This is a genomic window from Spirosoma utsteinense, from assembly GCF_014282275.1.
GTDB lineage: Bacteria > Bacteroidota > Bacteroidia > Cytophagales > Spirosomataceae > Spirosoma > Spirosoma utsteinense.
This window is the reverse complement of the sequence record NZ_VFIA01000006.1, coordinates 217,147-237,304: the sequence shown is the minus strand read 5'-3', so window position 1 is coordinate 237,304 and position 20,158 is coordinate 217,147. Positions and strand designations below refer to the sequence as shown.

Sequence of the window (20,158 nt, the reverse complement as noted above, 5' to 3'; positions counted from 1 at the left end):
CAACAGCACTGTATCACATACTATGAAAAAGGCACTCTTTCTTTCGTTCACCCTGTCGCTGTTCAGCCTTACGGCCTGCGAGAAGGATTTTGACACGATCAACGCCAATCCCAACGACCCGGTTAGTCTACCAGCCGAACTACTGCTGCCCCACGCCATCCGGATCACGGCCAACTCGGTTGTGGGGGGCTCGCTGGGGCTCGATGTTGGACCGCTCTGGTCGCAGCACCTGGCCCGGATTCAGTATACGGAGATCGACCAGTTCAACTTCACGACCGATACGCAGGATACGCCCTGGCTTAATCTGTATATCGAAGCCAACGCCAGTTACCAGAAGCTCATAGAACTTGGCAAAAGCTCAGGCAACGAAAACTATCAGGCCATTGGCATCATCATGCGCTCGTACGTTTTCTCTCAGCTAACCGACGTTTACGGCGACATTCCGTATAAGGAAGCGCTACTGGGCACACAGGGTACGGTTTACCCTAAATACGATGCTCAGAAAGATGTGTATGCCGGACTGGTAGCCGAACTGAAAGGCGCAAGCGAACTGATCAACACAAAAGCAGTTAACGCCGATGGCGATATCCTGTTCAAAGGAGATATGAGCAAGTGGAAGAAGTTTGCCAACTCGCTGAGTCTGCGCCTGCTGAACCGGATGCTGGGGAAAGCCGACTCGCCTAATGCCAAAACAGAGATGGAGCGTATCCTGAGCGATCCGGCCAAGTACCCTGTCATGGCGTCGAATGCCGACAACGTACAACTGATGTACCTGGCGGCTGCGCCCAATAACAACCCACTGAATCAGAACCGTAAGACCCGCGACGATCACCGGGTATCGAAAACGCTGGTCGATAAGTTAAAATCCCTGAATGATCCCCGGCTGGCGGTCTATGCTAAAAAAGCAGAAAGTGGTGGCGATTATGTGGGTGTTCCCAACGGGTTGGGCAACGTCGACGCGGGCAACCTGGGCCTCGCCAGAACGTCTAAAATCGGTGATTACTTCGTAGCCGCTACCACGCCGGGTGTGCTGATGTCGTTTGCCGAACTGAATTTCATTAAAGCGGAGGCTGCCTTAAAAGGTGTTACGGCAGCCGGTGATGCTGCGAAAGCCTACGAAGAGGGCATAAAGGCCTCTATGACCCAGTTTGGCCTGACCGTCCCGGCCGATTACCTCACGGTAAACAAACTCGCTACCGGCGACGCGGCCAGAACGCAGGTTTTGGAGCAAAAATGGCTGGCTCTGTTCGGGCAGGAGATCGAAGCCTGGACAGAGTACCGGCGAACGGGTATTCCAGCCCTGAAAGTGCCGACTCAGAACTACAACGCCGGTATGATTCCAACCCGGCTTCCTTACCCGTCGTCGGAAGAAAACCTGAACGGTCCCAACTTCAAAGCGGCCCTGGCTGCTATGGGCGGAGCCAACACCATGCAAACCAAACTCTGGTGGGCTAAGTAAGCGCCCGAAACCCTGCCAGTGGTCGTAGACCCTGGTAGTGGTTGAGTGGTAACATCATAGTGATAAGACCCTGGTAGTGGTTGATTAGTACGTCGTAGTGATAGACCCTGGTAGTGGTTGAGCGGATCGAACGCTCATTTTGTCAACCACTACCAGGGTCTTCGACCACTGGCAGGGTTGGCAAAACCATCAAAAATTCTTTTCGATTACCTTCCTGACCTCCTCGAACGCGCCCGGCAAGGGCGCGTTTCGTTTTACGATCTTTCCAACCCGGTTGATGACGGTAGCTGTAATCTCATTTTCGGGCCGTAGTCGTTGAGCGGCATCGTTCAGCTGCGGTTCGGAGAGCATGAGGTGGTCGCCCAGCAAGTTGTTCTTCGTGGCGAACTCAGCCCATAACGTAGATTCGCCCCCCAGGACAGGTAAATAAATCAGAGCGAAATCCCGGCTTCGGTAGGTACGGCGCAACCGTTGCGCGTCGAGTGCTGCCTGGCGCTCCACATCCGACGATATCGAGGTCAGCAATACATAAATCACTTTACCCCGGTTAGCCGCAATGAGTTGATCGAACAGGGCCGAACCCTCGCCCGACAGGTTGCGGGTGACAAATACCCCCGGCGAAATTTCGGCACTGCTGGCTTTACCCGACTGTTGCTGTAGCGTCTTTAAAGCAGCCTGAACCCGGACACTGTCGCCTACTTCCAGCCGGTATAGTTCATCGAGCGACTGAGCCAGTTGCGGGTCCGTAATTTGTGGGCGGGCATAGCTGTAGAGCAGTTTGGCAAAATCGAGCGTGAGCGTAGGCAGCGAGTTGGCCAGCCAGTAAGCGGTCAGGTAGTTTACAGACTCTTCATTGAACTCCTCCTTACTGCGCTGGATCAGGTTTTCGTAGGTGGCCAGCCGCTGAATGGTATCACTGCTCCGCTTCACCAGATTTTGAAAAAACCGCAGATCTGACCCTCGCGCGGTATTTTCGTTTTCCATATACCCCCGAAGGCGGGTTTGCTCCGTGTCGGTCAGGTTACGGCCATAGCGCAGCAGCAAGGTAGAGAGCGACCGAACGCTTAGCCCCGCACTCGAACTGGTCTGCGGTATCGAAACACGGGTCGATGCATAACTGGCAAACTGGTTCATGGCTACAGCCCGGGATGCGGTCAGTAACCGATCACCGGGCGGGCGAAGCGAATCGTTCAGGGATACCGGCAGCTTTGTCAGGTCAGCAACAGCTTTGTCGTAAACGAACCCAGCCGCGATGTAGCGATTTGTCGATTGAATCCAGCGCCCTACCAGCGGAAAGACAGTTTGACCAGCCGCAAAATTCCGAAAAGCACCCTGATAAGTCGACAATACGGTCCGGTAAGTTTCGGGGGCGTCTTTGGAGCGTACCTGCTCAGACAATTTTTCGTTGTTTGGCTTTGCGGGCATAGCCGCTTCCAACGCTTTATAGCGGGCAAACTGACTATTCACCTGTGCGTTTACGCCCCCAAACCGAAACGGAACCGCCGTAGTAAACAGCGAATCGGCATCCAGGTCAATGGTCAGCGTACCTGGTGCGGCCAGGAAAGCCGTTGAGATACGGCCGTAGTTAAAATACATTTCTTCCTGCGGATAGATCAGCGGCATAGCCACCCGAAACGTACCGTCGACATTGAGCGGAGCTGGCCGGACCAGTTCACGACTGGCCTGTAGAACATTATTGCGGCTGACAAGCACAGTTGGCGACTCCCGATAGAGCCGGGCCGACAGATTTTTGATGCGCCCCGTCACAATAACAGAGTCCGTCTGGGCAACGGATAGCGACGATGTGAGCAGACAGAGAAGTAGTGCGCAGCTGTACTGCATAAAAACTAATGTTGAATGTAGATTGTCAAATATAGAGTGTTGACTGCGCAAAGTACGACTTCATTCTGCGGAACGGACAAGACCCGGCCTATACCTGCTATCTACCAACCCACATGACCCTCATTTTGTCTTTATTCCATGATATTGTTCGTCTTCCTGGTAGTCCCGGCGTAGCGGGTGCCCCTTCCAGTCGGTAGGCAGCAAGATCCGGCGCAGGTCGGGGTGGCCGGTAAAATTGATGCCCATCAGGTCGAAAGCCTCGCGCTCGTGCCAGTCGGCGGTGCGCCAGATGTGTGCCACACTCGGTACAGCTGGTAAACGGCTTCCGCCGGGACCACGCGGCACGAGTAGTTTGAGCATCAGATTATGCTCGTAAGGGATCGACGTAAGATTATATACAACCTCCATTGTACCGGCGTCGACTCCATTATCGATCGCTGTTACACAAGCCAGCAAATCGAAAAACACCCGCTCGTCGTCGCGCAGGAACTGACAGATCTCAACAAGCCGGTCAGCAGGAATAGTAAGATAGGGTTGTGGATTTGTGGTGTTGGCTACGAGTACGTCAGCGCCAAATTGAGTAGCCAGCAGGTCGGTTAGTTCAGAGAAAGTCATTGGTCGTTTCGTGTGTCTGTGGTGTCAGGCTGAGAACCTGACAGCGTGCGGTACTGGGTAACACTATTGAGGATGAATGGATAATAGAACGACTTCCTTAAACGGTTTTAAACCAGAAAATCCACATAACACTTTTTTTGTTTGACCCGTATGCTGAAAACGAACTGTTGCTTTCAAATGAGCCACTGCGTTCGTATACGTAACATACTTTTGTATCAATGGGGCTGACTGATCACTAATGCCGTACTCATTGGTAGTTACAGAATCCTGTTCGATGGAAAGCCGCAAACCACAACCATCAACGGCGGCATAATCAGAAAGCGTTCCCTGAACTTCGTAAACTGGCCCTAAATCAGGAATGGGTTTAACCACTACCTCGTCCGGTTTCGTGCAGGAAATAGCACTAATAATCAATATATAGATGTAAATAGTTGAGTTTTTCACGGGCTCTTTTTGACAATAGACCCTCCTCAATTACCAACAGTTGGATTTTGTTAATTGTGACAGCTCCTGTCTGTGGTGTCACACCACGGCATACAACGGCGGTTATGCCTACGCCAGCCAGGCCAGCCACTGCATCCAGTTCTCGACCCAAAACAGGAACTTCATGGCGAATTTAGCCGCGGGCGCCGACGATGGCTGGAGTGTCAGGCTATTATTATTCAGATTGGTATCCATGTAGATTTTTTGCTTTGGATCGACGTAGGCCCAGACAACATCCGACTTTTCGTTGAACGTAAAGGTTCGCTGCCGGTCTTTGCCATCCCAGAACATCATCCGCTCCTTCCCGTTCTCGAAATGAACCAGCACATCGACCGGCATCTGTCCGTCGGCCTTTCGCTGAACAGTGACCGTTGATTGCCCACGGCCATTTTTACGGTTGTTTTTGATGGCCGACAGCTGGTAGTCAACGACCTTGTCGCCATAGAGCGCCTGATCGAAAAACCAGTTCATGTCGGGGCCGTATTTGGCACCAAGCCGCCGGGGTACAATCTCATTCACAATAGCAATGAAACTGTTCGCATTGGGGTGTTTGAATCGCCACCGGATGAAATACGTCTGCATGATCTCATCCATCACCCGCCTGCCTACCAGCCCTTCCAGTGTGCGCAGCCAGGTGGCCGTCTTGGCGTAGGTCAACACGCCATACTGGTCTTCGGGCAGTTGCCAGGTGTTGCCAAAGGACGAACCAATGGCGGGGTTATCCTGGTGGACATACTGGTCGCGTGAGCTTTCCAGATCGCCCATTTTGAAGCCAAACAAGTCGAACTGCGACGACCGGGGGCCGTACCAGTCATCCATAATGCGCCCTTCGTAATACTGGTTGAAGCCCTCGTCGAGCCACGCTTCTTCAAATTCATTACTGGCCAGTAATTGCATGAAATATTGATGCCCAAACTCATGCACCGTCACCAGTTCCGGGAATCGCGCACCGTCAGGTACGAACCAGGCTGTTCCGGCCGTGATGAAGGTTGGGTATTCCATGCCCGCCGATCCACTGGCGTGCAGGGGCGGATCGACCACGGTTAGGTTAGGAAACGGATAAGGGCCAAGGTGTTTATGGAAATAGGCAAGAGCCGCTATAACCGCGTCCATATGCCGCTGTGCCTGCTGAGCGTGCTCCGGCTGCATCAGCAGTTCGATGTTGACCGCACCCCCGGACGGCCGTTTCCACCTACCGGTAACGACCTGAAAATGGGGCGATGCTGTCCAGGCGAAATCCACAACGTCTTCGGCATGCCAGCGGGTGGTCTTGGTATTATTGGGCCCGCGCTTCTCGCCGGTCATCAACCCCGTCGCACCAACCCAGTATTCGGTTGGTGTCGTAATTCCAACATCATACGTACCATAGTCGGCATAAAACTCAGAATTAGCATGAAACTGATGGCAGTTCCACTGTCCGGTGGTCGCATACCGGGTGCCGGCCGGCTCATACACGCCAATTTTCGGGAACCACTGACCCACCAGAAAGTAGTCGCGGCTGAACCCCGTCCGGGCAAATATCTTAGGCAGTTTCGCCTTGAAGGCAATATCGAGCACGATCGTCTCCCCCGGCCCGACCGGCTTACCGAGCGGCACCCGAATCACCGTACGATCGTCCCGGTTGGTATCGTCGGGTTGAAAAAACTGGTAAGCCAGCGCTTCCGAACCACCCGCTGCGTTACCCCGCCTTTTCATCGACGTAATCTCGATGGAGCCATAGTTGTCTTTACCGTTACGCTCAATTTCATTGCCCCGCAATTGCCCACCCGACTCACGCATGAATGTTGATTGTTCATTGCGAAACGCATTCAGATACAGGTGAAACTGTAGCTCCCGAACAACATCGCTGGATGGGTTACGCCAGGTCAGCGTCTCGCGACCGGTAAGTTTTTTGGTAACCGGGTCGAGCGACACGTCGATGGTGTAATTAGCCAGACGCGGGCTCAATGGTGGCACAAAAAGGGGCTTCGCTGACTGGGCACGGCTGAAACCCGCGGTACCCAACAGGAGCAGAAGAAGCGAAAGTTGTTTCATGCGCAGTCGAGGTATGAAATGCATGATGGTAAACGAGTATCTGGTTTTCAGCGCGTGGCAGAAATAGAGTCACGTGCTGGCTGGCTACGGTTATCGATCAAATGTATGAATTATGTCAGTATAGACCGCCCCTGTTTTTGCGGCTATAGGATCGGCTCACCGTCAATACTGGATTCAGACAAAAAAGCGCCATATTGAGAAAGAAACTGATTCCGGAAAACCTGCTCGCCTGACCTCATGCATTACCGTTTCCTTGCGCTGTGTTTTTATCTGTTCGTTCCTTTTTTGACCGGGGCTCAACCCTACGACCTTGTCATTAAAAATGGCCGCGTGGTCGATGGAACGGGGAACCCCTGGGTGTACGCCGATGTAGCCGTGCAGAATGGGCGTGTTGTCAGCGTGGGAGTGGTGGATGCTACGAATGCCAAACGCACCATCGATGCGACCGGCCTTATAGTTGCCCCCGGTTTTATCGACGTTCATACACATGTAGAAGGTAGTCTGGAAGCGCAGCCCGGAGCACCTAACTTTATCCACGACGGTGTTACAACCATGATTACGGGTAATTGTGGCGGATCGAGCGCCAACCTTCGTTCCTATTTCGATTCCCTTCGGTTACAGGGCATTTCGGTAAACGTGGGTTCGTTGATCGGCCATAACACGGTGCGGATGAAGGTCATGAAACTGGTTTTTCGGGAGCCGACCGCCACCGAACAGGAAGCCATGGAAGCGCTTGTGGAGCAGGCCATGAAAGATGGGGCCGTGGGACTGTCTACCGGCTTGATTTACACCCCCGGCACCTACGCCCGGACACCCGAGGTCGTGAACCTGGCAAAGATGGCTTCGCGGTATGGTGGGGTTTACGCGTCGCACATCCGCAACGAGGGCCAAAACGTTAAGCAGGCCATTGAAGAAGCTATTCTGATTAGCCGTGAGGCTAAAATACCCGTCGAGATATCTCACTTTAAAATAGCCAGCAAACCCCTTTGGGGGAAAAGCACCGAGACCATCGAGCTGGTCGAAGCGGCCCGTCGGGAAGGGCTCGACGTAACCATAGACCAGTATCCCTACACGGCTTCCAGCACGTCGCTGGCCAGTATCGTTCCCTCCTGGGCATTGGCCGATGGCGACTCGGCCGTACGGGCCCGTTTTCGTGACCCGGCGACTCACGCCAAAATCAGAAGCGAGATGCTGGACGGATTGAAGAAGAACCAGCGCAAAAATTATGAGTACGCCGTTGTTGCCAACTACAAACCCGATTCCACCTTCAATGGTATGAGCATCAGCGCCATCAATCATAAACTGGGGCGAAAGAACTCGGCGGCTACCGAAGCGGACCTGGTGATGGAACTCATGGAGCGGGCCACTATGGGTCGGGTTCAGATGGTTTACCACACCATGTCAGAAACAGACGTTGAAACCATTCTGCGGTACCCAAACACCATGATCGCTTCGGATGCGGGTGTGGCCACGCCAGGGTCAGGCATGCCGCATCCGCGCGCCTATGGCACCAACGCGCGCGTGCTGGGCCGGTATGTACGCGAACGACATATCATTTCTCTGGAAGAAGCGGTCCGGCGGATGACGTCCTTGCCAGCCCAGCGATTCCGGCTAACCGATCGCGGTCTGCTGCGACCTGGCTACGCAGCCGACATTGTTCTGTTCGACGAGAAACCCGTTGCCGACCGTGCCACCTATGACCAGCCCCATGCTTACACGACGGGTATCTCATGGGTACTCGTAAACGGGACTCCCGTTATTGAGAACAACAAACACACAGGTCAGCGCCCCGGCCAGTTATTGATGGGGCCGGGACATAGTAACTGAGACAGGATGCGGGTTAAGGCAGGCTTACTGGCGGGCGCTGTCTGGCAGCTTCATTCCCACATCGATGCCACGTGGTTATTGCCGTTCGTGGGCATTTGTCGTCCTTTGTAGTACGAATGGCTGCGAATCTGTTTAATTAAACTATGCTTAGTACACCACCTTCTCCTGACGAGCTTCTGGGGGATTTGTTTGACGACGTACAACTGAGCGGCATTTTTGCCGATTCCAAAACTTTTGTAGACTGCGTACCGAAACAGGAGCCGGCGGCTTTGCTAGCTTTGTACGAAGCGAAAAATGCCAGCCCCGACTTCGATCTGATGGCGTTCGTACGGGAGCATTTCACCTTTCCTACGGCGGCCGGTTCAGACTATGTCAGTGATACATCCGTCAGCACCTCTGAACACATCGACCGGCTCTGGGACTGGCTCACGCGAGCTGCCGACAGCAAGCCGGACGACTATGATTCACGGGTGCCGCTACCCCATCGATACGTCGTGCCGGGCGGGCGGTTCAGAGAGATCTTTTACTGGGACACTTATTTCACCATGCTGGGCCTGGCCGAGTCCGGCAAGACAGACCCAAGCCACATTGACCTGATCCGGGGCATGGTCGAAAACTTTGCCCACCTGATCGACAAGTTCGGGTTTATCCCCAACGGTAACCGAACGTATTTCCTGAGCCGGTCGCAGCCACCCTTCTTCGGGTTGATGGTGAACTTGCTGGCAGATAGCAACGGAACCTCACAGGAAAAATCCAGTGTGTTGGTCGATTATCTACCTCAATTACAGCGGGAGTTTAAATTCTGGCACAAAGGAGCCAATGAGCTGACCAGCGAAAAGCGATTTGTTCAGCGCATGGTACAATTACCGGCAGGCGGGCAACTCAACCGGTACTGGGACGACACGCCTACACCCCGGCCCGAAGCCTACCGCCAGGAAATTGAGCTGACCGAAAAGACCGATCCCCTGGGTATCACGCCCGAGACGCTCTATACCAATATCCGGGCAGCCTGCGAATCGGGCTGGGACTTTAGCAGCCGCTGGTTTAGCGACCAGCAGACGATGGCCACCATCCACACGATCGACATTGTACCTGTCGATCTGAACTGCCTGCTCTATCACCTGGAAACCACCCTCCGCGATGCCTGCGCGCAGGCCGGCATGACCAGAGAAGCAAACTGGTACAGTACCCTGGCTACCGTGCGCGCCCAGCAGATCCAGACAACGTTCTGGAATGACGAGACCGGTTTCTTCCACGACTTCGATGCGGTGGCCAATCAGCAAACGCCCATGCTGACTTTAGCGGGCGTGTTTCCGCTGTTCGTCAACCTCGCTACGCCCCGGCAGGCCGCTCGCATTCACGAGCGGCTCAAAGCCGACTTTTTGCAGCCGGGTGGTTGGGTAACAACCCTTCAGCAAAGCAGCGAACAGTGGGACTGGCCCAACGGATGGGCTCCTTTGCAGTGGATCGTTTACCAGGGTTTGACCAACTATGGCTTCACCGAAACGGCCTGTCTGGGTCGTGATCGCTGGCTGGTACTCAACGACAACGTGTTCAAAGCGACGGGAAAAATGATGGAGAAGTATAATGTCGTCGATGCGTCCCTAACGACCGGCGGGGGCGAATACGCCAATCAGGACGGCTTCGGCTGGACAAACGGGGTTTACGTGCGGCTAATGGCCGACAAAGTAAAAGAGATAACATAGCAGCGTACTATCTGGCAAGAAAAGTGATTTTGGCATCGATTTTGAGAGAGCCCTTCAAATACCGCTCCATTCGGCCATTACACCGTAACTTGCTATGAAACAAGCGATCATAACCTTACTCATGAGCGGGATAATGACTCTCGCTTATGGCCAGAAATCATTTATCCTGTCGCACCAGGATAAAAAAGGTTTTTTAATGATATCGGCGGGCAGCAGCATACCTATGGGTCGGTTTGCCAGCTGCTTACCCACCGATACGCAGGCTGGTATGGCCAGCAAGGGCAGCACCCTGAACCTTTCGGCAGGGTACCGGCTACTGGGGCCTATAGGGCTCATGGTGCGGCTGGACCAACAGCACAATGCCATTCAAACGCCTGCGCTCCTTACTAATCTGTATCAGAACGGAACCGACCGCTGGATCGCAACGGCCGAAGACTGGCTGATAACAACGGTAATGGCTGGCCCCTACCTGAGTATACCAATGAGCCGGTTTACACTCGATATGCGGCTGATGGCCGGGCAAGCCAGTACGGTTCTACCCAGCACCACTATGAGCGGAAATTATGGGGCGGTGAGTGTACTCATGCAAACAAAAGGGACACACGATAAAACACTGGCCCTGGGAGGTGGCTTGTCGTTGCGCTACCGGATTAGTCCGGGCCTGTCGCTACACCTCAACGGCGATTATAACCACGCCCAGTTCACCTTCAACAATTTATCATCCAGCGCCGAGAGCATTAACGGCCGCTCGGAGAGTTCACGCTACAGCAGCGCCCGTACCATCTACACCATCAACGTATCTGCGGGTGTAGCCCTGCTATTCGGCAGCAGTACTCGTCCGTTCTAGCGACCGCTTGCTTCGCCTGGGAGCAACTTATCCGAATCGGGTTGCAACCCTGTGCACGTTCTGGTAGTTTAGCAGGTGAACATCACGTTGTTTGATCATGACACCGACCCGCAAACACGCCGTTCTCCGGCGCGTAAAAGACATTACCTTCAGCACTACCCTCAGTCTGGCCCTGCTTACTGGTACGGCCATGCTCCAAAGCTGCGGCTCTAACGGGTCGGATGAGGCCGAACGGACCGAAACCAGTTTCGGCAAAGGCGTTCGAACATACATTACGGAAACGGCGCCCGGCAATTTCAAAATTACTGATGAAGTGCCAGCCCAGGCAGGACAGGCCGGCGCCATTGTCAGTTATGCCGATGGGCACCGCGACACACTGAGCGTCGAAGCCGCTAAAAAACTCGTCGACACCGACGAGTCGACGCGCACTTACAGAGACAACCCATCAGCCTATGGCTCGATGCATCATAATGGCCTGGCCAACGTGTTGCTTTGGGGCAGCCTGGGCTATATGCTTGGCCGAAGTAATTCGGGCCAGTACATGAACGACCGCCAACGCTATGGGTCGGGAGTTTATGCCAATCAGGGCCTCTACCAGCGCTCGTCACGGTTAGGCGAAACCGTACGATCCTCACGCGTTACCCGCACGGTTCGCCCGTCGGGCGGGCGGAGCGGCTTTTTTGGCGGGGGACGCAGCCGTGGTTTCTCGTCGTAACCACCATCAGACCGCTGGCTTGTTATCTAATTGTTACCGACCGAATTAGCTTGATCGACTGTAGAACCCGTCGATCAATTTCCGTACATTTGGTTTATGAATCGGGAACAAAATCTGAAGCGGCTACGGGAAGAGACAGTTGATATTTGCATCATTGGAGCCGGGGCCAGCGGAGCCGGAGCCGCCCTGGATGCGGCTTTACGCGGCTACCGGGTTGCGCTCATCGACCGGGGCGACATTTCGGGGGAAACCTCCTCCCGCTCAACAAAACTCATTCATGGTGGGGTGCGCTACCTGGAGCAGGCCATCAAAAAACTCGACCTGGCTCAACTCCGGCAGGTTCGCCATGGCCTGGCCGAACGCCGGACCGTATTGCGAAATGCACCTCATCTTGCCCACCCGCTGGCACTGCTCACCCCCGTGTTCAGTGCGTTCGAAGGGTTATATATTACCATTGGCCTGACCCTTTATGACCTTATTGCCGGGCAGGACTCATTCCCAAAAGGCCGTTGGTTAAGTCGGGCACAGGCGTTGGCTAAAATGCCTACCCTAACAACCCGGATGCATAGCGCGGTGCTCTACTACGACGGTCAGCTGAACGACGCCCGCTATGCGCTGGCACTGGCCCACTCTGCCGATGAAGCAGGAGCCACCGTTGTTAACTACGTTTCTGTAACAGGATTTGACCGGCATGATGGTCGACTGGAGACAGCGCTGGTACGCGATGAGCTAACCGGCGACACATTTCCAGTTCGGGCCCGGCTTTTTTTAAACTGTACAGGCCCTTACTCCGACTCCATCCGGCTGCTGGCTAATCCATCGCTCGAACAGCGCATCCGGCCCAGCAAGGGTGTCCATATTGTTTTACCCCGCGAAACGCTGCAAAGTGATTGCGCCATGCTGATTCCCAGCACCGTCGACGGGCGCGTTGTATTTGCCATTCCATTCGGTGATAACGTGTTCGTGGGCACCACTGACGATGATTATACAGATCTGGCAAAGGAGTCGGTGCTGGAGCCTCAGGAAATCGATTATCTACTGGAGACACTGCGCCCCTACCTGGCGAAAACTCCCGACAGAGCCGCTGTTCAGGCGGGTTTTGGCGGTATCCGTCCGCTGATCGTAAGCAGCCGTGCCGATACAAAAACCCTCCTCCGCGACCACGAAGTTGAGCACGATCCTGAATCGAACTTGTTGAGCTTGCTCGGCGGCAAGTGGACAACCTATCGGCTTATGGCGCAGGACGCCATCGACCGGGCGGGCGAACTACTGGGCAAATCGGTGGCCAGCGCTACCGAAACCCATTTCCTGGTTGGTGGGGAGAATTATCGATTCGAGGAATGGCAAACGTTACAAAACCAGTACGGCTTGCCTACCGATGTGTGTCATCATCTCCTGCAGCATTATGGTACACGCGCCAGCCAGGTGGCCCAGTTGATCGATGAGCAACCGCACCTGGCCCGGCGGGTGTCAGATACCCTGCCTTTTCTGAACGCCGAAGTCGTGTATCAGGTCCGGCATGAAATGGCCGTTACTCCCCGCGATGTTCTCGCCCGACGCTGGCGTCTTGAACTCTCCAACTGGCAACTCACCGCCAGCCTGACACCAACAGTTGCCGATCTGATGGCCCAGGAACTGGGCTGGAGCGAAACGCAGCGTGCTGCCTACGTAAGTTCATATCAGGCATTGCTGGGGTCGTTTGCCAAACAGGCGGGTCTTCCAGCCCACCAGCAGGCGCTGTTACGCGTCTGACCCAAAACAGCGTGTTAATAACACGCTACAGGTTATCACTCATCGCCGTTTGACCGGTTGATGCTGCATTAACTCGTTGATGATTTTTTCGACTTGTCCTACGGGCCTGTTTGCTACCAGGTATTGATGCCCCTTAGCGGCCGGGTTCCAGCCGTTAGACCCGTTTGGATTCATGGTTAGCCGGCCGGATTTCACAGTATAGTAAGGGGCGTATCCCCTGATGGCAACCAGCACTGCCGTCTGGTCCCAGCTCATGCGCCCCCCCGCATCTTCTTTAGCCAGAGGAATGCTGATGGCAAACGCATCTTTAACCGGACTGTTTCTGATCCGACCATTCTGTATCAGTGGCAGGCCACTGTGAATTTGTTCGCCAATTTCGAAACCGCTTAGCAAAACGGGAGTAGGCCAGTTGGCAAAGACAGCAGTCGATGCCGGGATGTCCATGTAGACATTGTACTCTTTTCCCGCTGGAAACTTACCTGCCATACTAACCAGTTGCTTCACCTTTCTGGCAACCAGTTCCCTGCCCGACAAGGGTGAATATTGATCGGGTTTAGAACCGATCAGGTTAGCCAGATTGGTCATGAAACCCACCGAAATAATCGTTACGCTCTGATCGGGCTGTTTGGCCAGCAGTTGCCGATACAGCACGACCGCGTCGGGAACAGTGGCATTGCTTCGCACGGCATGAGGGTAACGAGCGGTTAAACTATCGGACCAGTGCTGCGTATCTTTATCGGTAACAGCCTTACCGGTTGGCACACCGATTGGCACATTAGGACGGCCAAAATACGTATTCAGGACACTTATCACGGCAGTCACCTTCGGGTATTTGGTGCTGGCAATGGTCGCTAAAATCCGGGCCTGACCACTATCGGCCAGCGCGTGGAGTATCGCAATGGCTCCCACGTCGTCATAGTCAGGTCCCATATCCGTATCGAAGATAACGGGAACGGGACCTGTTTTCCGGGTCGATTGGCCCCAGGTCTGACCGATTGTCAGCGTCAGCAGCAGTCCAAACAAAACAAGGAGGAAGCGGGCCATAGAAACAGTTGTTTTGCGTAAAGAAAGCAGCTTTATCACGTGCCTTACCCAGCGGATCTGTACATTCCTCATAATTAACTATTCTTTCCCGTATGCACCTCAAATCATTACCCATTGCGCCCGATGCCCAACTCCGCAACCTTGGCTGGGATTGGATGCTTGGTCAGGACACACTACCCTACCTTACCAATGAGGTCGTGACCATCACCGCTGCCGAAGCCGAACACTATTATGAAGCCGCGAACGAACTCTTCGACATGTTCGTTGCCGCCGGCCAGCTCGTTATTGACCAGAACCGCTTCACCGAACTGGGTATCCCACCTAATCTCATTGACCTTATCAAACTTTCCTGGGACGATGACCGAAACATCCACTTGTATGGCCGCTTTGATCTGGCCGGTGGTATCGACGGTCAGCCTATAAAACTCATCGAGTTCAACGCCGATACCGCTACCTGCCTGCCCGAGACAACTGTCGTTCAATACGCTCACCTACGGGCTAACGGTCTCAACGAGAGCCAGCAGTTCAACACCATTTTTGAAACGTTGATCGGTCAGTTCGAGGAATTGCTGGCGCAACACCCCGACATGCAGCCTACCCTGCTCTTGTCGGCCATGCGGGGCTTTCCCGAAGACGATGCCAACGTAGCACTCATCGGAGAAGCAGCCCGTGAAGCTGGTTTCGAAATTGAGTTCGACTTCATCGATGGAGTAGAATTTTCTGACGAAGAAGGCATCTTCTGGCAAAATCCTAAAAATGGCCAGTTTGAGAAACTGGATTTCTGGTTTAAACTGATCCCGTGGGAGTCCATTGCCGAAGACGAACCAGAGTTGACGCGCATATTGACCGAAATCGTAAAAAAGCGATTAGCCGTTGTAATCAACCCAGCCTATACACTTCTCTTCCAGTCAAAATACATCCTGAAAATTCTGTGGGAGCTTTACCCTGATCATCCGCTGCTGCTGGAAACAGACATAAAACCACTGGCTGGTAAGGCCTGCGTCGAAAAAGTCCTGTTCGGGCGTGAAGGAGCCAACGTCCGGATTCTCAATGCCGATGGCAGCGAGCGTCAGGCAGTAGAAGGCGAGTATGGCGACTACCCAAAAATCTACCAAGAGTATGTCGCTTTTCCCCAGGATGCTGCTGGTTATACCTATCAGGCGGGGGTTTTTTATGCCGGCGAGGCCTGCGGACTGGGTTTCCGGCGCGGAGGCCTTATTTTGGACAATGGTGCCGGGTTTGTAGGACACGTTGTTGACTAAATAACCGTATCGGGTATGGGTTATGAATCAGAAAACGGTTTCCTGTTTCACAACCCATACCCGATACGGTTACTTTGTTTACTTACTTTCTTTACGAAGTCTACGACGTTCTTCGGCTTTTGCCCGTTGTTCAGGGGTCATAGCATTCAACCGGGCCTGACGCTTTTCGTGATGGGCCTGTTTAAAAGCCTTGCGTTCGGCAGGCGTCATAGTAGCTAACTTCGCCTTGTGCTCCATTTTATGAGCGGTACGTTCTTCAGTCGTTCGTAGCTCTTTCTTTTTATGAACCTCAGGCTGGCTCTGAGCAAAGGCCCCCATCGATAAGAATAAGGCCATGACGGCTAACACACTGCGTTTCGTTTTCATGTACGTGTTGTTTTTGAGGTTGGATAGGTCCAATGCCGGAAGGTTTAGTTAAGAGGAGACATCGTTTATGATGTTCAGTGCGTAGGTTTACCTGACCTGACGTTCACACCCGCACGCCCTGGACAATTTACTTTCCATGAACACCTTAAGTCTCTACCTTCAGGCTATTCTATATATCGCTGCCGGGGTCAATCACTTTATCAATCCAAAACCCTACCTGGCCCTTATGCCCCCCTACCTGCCTGCTCATGCACAACTGGTAGTAGTGAGCGGTATAGCAGAGATTGTGCTTGGTATCGGGTTACTGTTTCCGGCAACACGTTCGGTTTCAGCCTGGGGACTTATGCTACTGCTGATTGCTGTTTTTCCTGCTAATGTATTTATGGCGATGTCGAGCCGTTTCAAAAAGATACCAGCCTGGTTGCGATGGGCGCGACTTCCCCTGCAGGGCTTGCTGATCTGGTGGGCTTATAAGTATACGTGATTATTAAATTAAATTTTTAGCCCGACTAAAATGCCTTTTCCAGCTACCTGGAGGCCTTTGTAAAATAAAATAGCCAAAAACTTAAAATAAAATTAAACGTTTTGGGGTTTAAAGGAATCTATGGAGCAGAAGCACACGTAAATGCAATACTTTCCTTAAATGAGTCAAAAAGTACCTTATTTCTATTTTGTTAAGTTTTTTGGTATTATTGACTAATATATCCTTGCCGAAACTTTTATTTGGCAGATTTATTGCATGTTTACTTGGAAATGATAGCATAAAATACTTATTTTTATACCCGCATTACCCGGGCATACAAAAATCTTAAATCCCCACACACTATCGGAACACTGCTCTACGTTACCTAATTGTCTTACTGAAAATGGAAAAAGCCCAGGTAAACGACAGTGAGCTGATTTCCCTGTACATCCGTGGTAATGAGAAGGCCTTTGCAAAATTAGTGCAGCGGCACAAATCGAAGCTTTACACCACCATTTACCTGATCGTTAAAGATCAGTATGTGGCGGAAGACTTAATGCAGGACACGTTTATCAAAGCCGTGGACACCATTAAGTCGGGTAAATACAACGAGGAAGGCAAGTTTCTCCCCTGGATTATTCGGATCGCCCACAACTTGGCAATTGACTATTTCCGAAAAGATAAACGCTACCCCAGTGTGGTGTTTGAAGACGGAAGCAGTGTGTTTAATACGCTTGAGTTCGCGGAGGATTCAGTGGAGTCACTCCAGATTCGGCAGGAAACACACGAGCATTTGCGCGAGTTGATCCAGCGTCTGCCGGAGCAGCAGCGGCAAGTGCTCATCATGCGGCACTACGAGGAAATGAGTTTCCAAGAGATTGCCGATGCGACCGGCGTCAGCATCAACACGGCTTTGGGACGTATGCGTTACGCTTTAATTAATTTGCGTAAACAACTGAGCAAACGTGCGCCGAGTTATGACAAAAACATTTACCCAAGATGATGTAGTCCGGTATGTCTATGAGGAGACCTCGCCAGAGGAAAATCTGCTCATTGAAGACGCTATGATGTCCGAGCCGGAACTGATGACGTTCTTCCTCGAAGCCCTCGAATTGCGGGCTTTGATGAACAAAATAGAGCGTCAGCCCCGAATTAGTACGGTGCAGACCATCCTGAATTACTCCAAACACCATCCCGCAAACCCACCTGCGCGGTTACGACAGTCGTAGCTAACGGGCGGGTATTGCTATGTACCACTGTATCCGGTCATCCGATGAGTAAACTCATCGGATGATTTGTCATGTCATATACCCATGCTTAAGAAAGAACGCTTTCAGCGATTCATCGATTACTTCACCCAGCACTACCCCGAGCCAAAAACCGAATTGAACTTCGGGAATCCTTACGAACTGCTTGTAGCCGTAATTCTGTCAGCCCAATGCACAGACAAACGGATCAACCAGATAACGCCCGCCCTGTTTGCCCGCTTTCCGGAAGCAGAATCGCTGGCAGCGGCATCGGCCGATGAGGTGTTTACTTATATCCGCAGTGTATCCTATCCCAACAACAAGGCAAAACACCTGGTAGGCATGGCGAAGGCATTGATGGAACGATTTGAGGGGGAAATTCCGGCTACCGTCGAAGCCCTTCAGACGTTACCGGGGGTTGGCCGTAAAACGGCGCATGTTATTCTATCGGTCGTCTATAACGAACCGACAATGGCCGTCGACACGCACGTTTTCCGCGTATCGCACCGGTTGGGGCTGGCCCCCCTGACGGCCACAACTCCGCTAGCGGTGGAGAAAGCACTCATGGCACACATCCCGAAACACCACGTCCCCAAAGCACATCACTGGCTCATTCTGCACGGTCGCTACGTATGCGTCGCCCGTACGCCCAAATGCAACGTGTGTGACCTGCGGGAGTTTTGTAAATACTATGAAAAAGTCGTAAGTCAGTAAGTCGTATTAGTCGTAAGTGGCTGACGCACGAGCAATACATGCGTCAGCCACTTACGACCAATACGACCTACTGACTTACGACTCCTTTTCTAATACTGTTCCGTACCGGCGAAGAAGAAGTTGCCTTCGATCTGCGCATTCTCGTCGGAGTCAGAGCCATGAATAGCGTTGGCTTCGATCGACTTGGCATACAGTTTACGGATTGTACCTTCCTCGGCCTGAGCAGGATTGGTAGCACCGATCAGCTTGCGAAAATCCGCAACGGCGTTTTCTTTCTCCAGGATCATCGGCACGATCGTACCCGACGACATGTACGTCCGCAGATCGTTGTAGAAAGGCCGCTCCCGGTGAACGGCATAAAACTGACCGGCCCGCTCGGGGGTAAGTTGCGTCTTTTTGATCGCTACGATGCGGAATCCCGCTTCTTCGATCATTTTGATAATTGCTCCGGTATGCCCGGCCTCAACGGCGTCGGGCTTAATCATGGTGAACGTTTGGTTCGTAGCCATTCTAAGTAATTGTATCCAAATTTTATTTGCCCTATCCAGAGCGGGCGCAAAGGTAAGCACTTTCAATCAATGTCGCACTCGCTCCGGCCGTCAGTCTTATCCGAATTATTCGTACTTTTGAGTTTCGATTGAGGCTGCGGCCGCTTGAGTATGCAAGACATTGAAGCAATTAGCGCGGTTATCGGACACCCGCAAACTGTGCTGATTACCACCCACCAAAACCCCGATGCCGACGCTATGGGCTCGTCACTGGGGCTGGCGGGATATCTCCGGAAGAAAGGCCATCATGTAACCGTGGTCACGCCCACAGACTATTCGCAAAACCTGCACTGGATGGCGGGTAATGAGGATGTGATCGCCTTCGATGAGAAGGTACGGGTAACCGTCAGCCAGCTAATGGAAGAAGCGGACCTGATCTTCTGCCTCGATTTTTCGGCGCTGGACCGGATTAAGGAACTGGCCCCTATGGTGCGGCAGTCGCGTGCCCGCAAGATCATGATCGATCATCACCTGGAACCCGAATCGTTCGCCGATATGGTTCTCTGGGACCCCAAAGCGGCCGCTACGGCTGAGCTGGTTTATCGATTGATCGGGCTACTGGGCGATAAAGATCTGGTCGACATACCCATTGCCGAATGTTTGTATTCGGGATTAATGACCGACACCGGTTCGTTCCGGCACTCAAATACCACGGGTGATGTGCATCGGATGGCGGCCGAGTTGCTGGACCTCCACATAGATGTCAGCCGTATTCACCGGCGTATTTTCGACAACGTATCGCTCGACAAATTTCGCTTGCTGGGCTACGTACTCAACGAAAAACTCAAGGTATTACCCGAATATCGATTCGCCTATATTACGCTTACGGAGGCCGAACTGAAGCGTTATCGTTCCAAAACCGGCGACACCGAAGGAATGGTCAATTATGCGCTGGCTATCGAAGGCGTTGTTGCTGCGGCTATTCTGATCGACCGGGGTGAAGAGATCCGGTTGTCGTTCCGGTCGGTAAGCGACTTTTCGGTACGTGAACTGACCAATGCCCACTTCAACGGTGGTGGTCACCGGAATGCAGCCGGTGGCCGGTCCAAGTTGTCATTAGCCGATACGGAGCGCAAACTCTTATCTGTCTTACCTCAGTACCAACAGCAACTTCTGGAAACCGTGTAAGCAACGGTTTCCGGCTCAACTGGAACAGACAGATCGGTTGAGCAGGCGACGGGTTTAGATTGCCCCATTAGTACAAACTTAATTTTTAGTATAAACCAGTAATTTC

General features: G+C 52.9%; 19 protein-coding genes. 12 read left to right on the top strand and 7 right to left on the bottom strand.

Translation table 11 applies throughout. The features are described 5' to 3' along the window. The first annotated feature begins 22 nt into the window (after nt 1-22). Nucleotides 23-1,459 (top strand): SusD/RagB family nutrient-binding outer membrane lipoprotein, encoded by a 1,437-nt coding sequence (locus FH603_RS07085; protein ID WP_186736760.1) that lies wholly within the window; start codon nt 23-25, stop codon nt 1,457-1,459. A 189-nt stretch (nt 1,460-1,648) separates the two neighbouring features. Here FH603_RS07085 and FH603_RS07080 read toward each other — a convergent pair whose 3' ends face one another. The 4 genes from FH603_RS07080 to FH603_RS07065 form a co-directional block, all read right to left on the bottom strand. Continuing rightward, nucleotides 1,649-3,301, bottom strand: coding sequence for a hypothetical protein (locus FH603_RS07080; protein ID WP_186736759.1), 1,653 nt, complete (start codon nt 3,299-3,301; stop codon nt 1,649-1,651). 120 nt (nt 3,302-3,421) lie between these two features. Further along, nucleotides 3,422-3,916 carry an NADH-quinone oxidoreductase subunit C gene (locus tag FH603_RS07075; RefSeq protein WP_186736758.1) on the bottom strand — a complete coding sequence of 165 codons (495 nt, stop codon included), beginning with the start codon at nt 3,914-3,916 and terminating at the stop codon, nt 3,422-3,424. Nucleotides 3,917-3,979: 63 nt separating this feature from the next. Beyond that, a complete protein-coding gene (locus tag FH603_RS07070; protein ID WP_186736757.1) occupies nt 3,980-4,360 on the bottom strand; it encodes a hypothetical protein in 381 nt (126 codons plus the stop codon). Between the two features lie 108 nt (nt 4,361-4,468). Beyond that, nucleotides 4,469-6,433, bottom strand: a complete 1,965-nt coding sequence (locus FH603_RS07065) for a M1 family metallopeptidase (protein ID WP_186736756.1) — start codon at nt 6,431-6,433, stop codon at nt 4,469-4,471. A 237-nt stretch (nt 6,434-6,670) separates the two neighbouring features. On the opposite strand from FH603_RS07065, the gene FH603_RS07060 reads away from it, so the two are divergent. The 5 genes from FH603_RS07060 to FH603_RS07040 all read left to right on the top strand — a co-directional run bounded on the left by FH603_RS07060 (nt 6,671) and on the right by FH603_RS07040 (nt 13,280). Further along, on the top strand, nt 6,671-8,260 hold the full coding sequence (locus tag FH603_RS07060; RefSeq protein WP_186736755.1) for an N-acyl-D-amino-acid deacylase family protein: 1,590 nt from the start codon (nt 6,671-6,673) through the stop codon (nt 8,258-8,260). A 143-nt stretch (nt 8,261-8,403) separates the two neighbouring features. Continuing rightward, on the top strand, nt 8,404-9,966 hold the full coding sequence (gene treF, locus FH603_RS07055) for an alpha,alpha-trehalase TreF (RefSeq protein ID WP_186736754.1): 1,563 nt from the start codon (nt 8,404-8,406) through the stop codon (nt 9,964-9,966). Between the two features lie 94 nt (nt 9,967-10,060). Beyond that, nucleotides 10,061-10,813, top strand: a complete 753-nt coding sequence (locus tag FH603_RS07050; RefSeq protein WP_186736753.1) for a hypothetical protein — start codon at nt 10,061-10,063, stop codon at nt 10,811-10,813. Nucleotides 10,814-10,910: 97 nt separating this feature from the next. Then, nucleotides 10,911-11,528, top strand: a complete 618-nt coding sequence (locus FH603_RS07045) for a Cj0371 family chemotaxis-regulating polar lipoprotein (RefSeq protein WP_186736752.1) — start codon at nt 10,911-10,913, stop codon at nt 11,526-11,528. A gap of 96 nt (nt 11,529-11,624) precedes the next feature. After that, the gene (locus tag FH603_RS07040) at nt 11,625-13,280 is read left to right on the top strand and encodes a glycerol-3-phosphate dehydrogenase/oxidase (protein ID WP_186736751.1); all 1,656 of its coding nucleotides are present in this window, start codon (nt 11,625-11,627) and stop codon (nt 13,278-13,280) included. Between the two features lie 39 nt (nt 13,281-13,319). Here the strand turns inward: FH603_RS07040 and FH603_RS07035 are convergent, their stop codons facing one another. Then, the gene (locus FH603_RS07035) at nt 13,320-14,324 is read right to left on the bottom strand and encodes a nucleoside hydrolase (RefSeq protein WP_186736750.1); all 1,005 of its coding nucleotides are present in this window, start codon (nt 14,322-14,324) and stop codon (nt 13,320-13,322) included. A gap of 92 nt (nt 14,325-14,416) precedes the next feature. Between FH603_RS07035 and FH603_RS07030 the strand changes: the two genes are divergently transcribed. Beyond that, nucleotides 14,417-15,586 carry a glutathionylspermidine synthase family protein gene (locus tag FH603_RS07030; protein WP_186736749.1) on the top strand — a complete coding sequence of 390 codons (1,170 nt, stop codon included), beginning with the start codon at nt 14,417-14,419 and terminating at the stop codon, nt 15,584-15,586. A 78-nt stretch (nt 15,587-15,664) separates the two neighbouring features. Here the strand turns inward: FH603_RS07030 and FH603_RS07025 are convergent, their stop codons facing one another. After that, entirely contained in the window at nt 15,665-15,952 is a 288-nt protein-coding gene (locus FH603_RS07025) for a hypothetical protein (protein WP_186736748.1), read from the bottom strand. Between the two features lie 136 nt (nt 15,953-16,088). Here FH603_RS07025 and FH603_RS07020 point away from each other — a divergent pair, with 136 nt between their 5' ends. The 4 genes from FH603_RS07020 (at nt 16,089) to nth (ending at nt 18,376) form a co-directional block, all read left to right on the top strand. Then, nucleotides 16,089-16,436 (top strand): DoxX family protein, encoded by a 348-nt coding sequence (locus FH603_RS07020; protein WP_186736747.1) that lies wholly within the window; start codon nt 16,089-16,091, stop codon nt 16,434-16,436. 382 nt (nt 16,437-16,818) lie between these two features. Next, nucleotides 16,819-17,418, top strand: a complete 600-nt coding sequence (locus FH603_RS07015; RefSeq protein WP_080237158.1) for an RNA polymerase sigma factor — start codon at nt 16,819-16,821, stop codon at nt 17,416-17,418. Beyond that, nucleotides 17,393-17,644: a hypothetical protein gene (locus tag FH603_RS07010; RefSeq protein ID WP_186736746.1), complete on the top strand. Its 252-nt coding sequence runs from the start codon at nt 17,393-17,395 to the stop codon at nt 17,642-17,644. Before FH603_RS07015 ends, FH603_RS07010 begins: the two co-directional genes overlap by 26 nt. Nucleotides 17,645-17,728: 84 nt before the next feature. Then, nucleotides 17,729-18,376: an endonuclease III gene (gene nth / locus FH603_RS07005; RefSeq protein ID WP_186736745.1), complete on the top strand. Its 648-nt coding sequence runs from the start codon at nt 17,729-17,731 to the stop codon at nt 18,374-18,376. An 89-nt stretch (nt 18,377-18,465) separates the two neighbouring features. On the opposite strand, the gene FH603_RS07000 is transcribed toward nth, so the two are convergent. Next, complete coding sequence (locus tag FH603_RS07000) at nt 18,466-18,885, bottom strand: nucleoside-diphosphate kinase (protein ID WP_186736744.1); 420 nt, start codon at nt 18,883-18,885, stop codon at nt 18,466-18,468. A gap of 150 nt (nt 18,886-19,035) precedes the next feature. Between FH603_RS07000 and FH603_RS06995 the strand changes: the two genes are divergently transcribed. Next, a complete protein-coding gene (locus FH603_RS06995) occupies nt 19,036-20,052 on the top strand; it encodes a DHH family phosphoesterase (protein WP_186736743.1) in 1,017 nt (338 codons plus the stop codon). Nucleotides 20,053-20,158: the final 106 nt, after the last annotated feature.

Coding starts and splice junctions, on each gene's coding strand:
- FH603_RS07040 (WP_186736751.1), top strand. CDS start 11,625: ATGAATCGGGAACAAAATCTGAAGCGGCTACGGGAAGAGACAGTTGAT.
- FH603_RS07050 (WP_186736753.1), top strand. CDS start 10,061: ATGAAACAAGCGATCATAACCTTACTCATGAGCGGGATAATGACTCTC.
- FH603_RS07035 (WP_186736750.1), bottom strand. CDS start 14,324: ATGGCCCGCTTCCTCCTTGTTTTGTTTGGACTGCTGCTGACGCTGACA.
- FH603_RS07000 (WP_186736744.1), bottom strand. CDS start 18,885: ATGGCTACGAACCAAACGTTCACCATGATTAAGCCCGACGCCGTTGAG.
- FH603_RS07075 (WP_186736758.1), bottom strand. CDS start 3,916: ATGACTTTCTCTGAACTAACCGACCTGCTGGCTACTCAATTTGGCGCT.
- FH603_RS07020 (WP_186736747.1), top strand. CDS start 16,089: ATGAACACCTTAAGTCTCTACCTTCAGGCTATTCTATATATCGCTGCC.
- FH603_RS07010 (WP_186736746.1), top strand. CDS start 17,393: ATGACAAAAACATTTACCCAAGATGATGTAGTCCGGTATGTCTATGAG.
- FH603_RS07060 (WP_186736755.1), top strand. CDS start 6,671: ATGCATTACCGTTTCCTTGCGCTGTGTTTTTATCTGTTCGTTCCTTTT.
- FH603_RS07030 (WP_186736749.1), top strand. CDS start 14,417: ATGCACCTCAAATCATTACCCATTGCGCCCGATGCCCAACTCCGCAAC.
- FH603_RS07015 (WP_080237158.1), top strand. CDS start 16,819: ATGGAAAAAGCCCAGGTAAACGACAGTGAGCTGATTTCCCTGTACATC.
- FH603_RS06995 (WP_186736743.1), top strand. CDS start 19,036: ATGCAAGACATTGAAGCAATTAGCGCGGTTATCGGACACCCGCAAACT.
- FH603_RS07085 (WP_186736760.1), top strand. CDS start 23: ATGAAAAAGGCACTCTTTCTTTCGTTCACCCTGTCGCTGTTCAGCCTT.
- nth (WP_186736745.1), top strand. CDS start 17,729: ATGCTTAAGAAAGAACGCTTTCAGCGATTCATCGATTACTTCACCCAG.
- treF (WP_186736754.1), top strand. CDS start 8,404: ATGCTTAGTACACCACCTTCTCCTGACGAGCTTCTGGGGGATTTGTTT.
- FH603_RS07065 (WP_186736756.1), bottom strand. CDS start 6,433: ATGAAACAACTTTCGCTTCTTCTGCTCCTGTTGGGTACCGCGGGTTTC.
- FH603_RS07045 (WP_186736752.1), top strand. CDS start 10,911: ATGACACCGACCCGCAAACACGCCGTTCTCCGGCGCGTAAAAGACATT.
- FH603_RS07080 (WP_186736759.1), bottom strand. CDS start 3,301: ATGCAGTACAGCTGCGCACTACTTCTCTGTCTGCTCACATCGTCGCTA.
- FH603_RS07025 (WP_186736748.1), bottom strand. CDS start 15,952: ATGAAAACGAAACGCAGTGTGTTAGCCGTCATGGCCTTATTCTTATCG.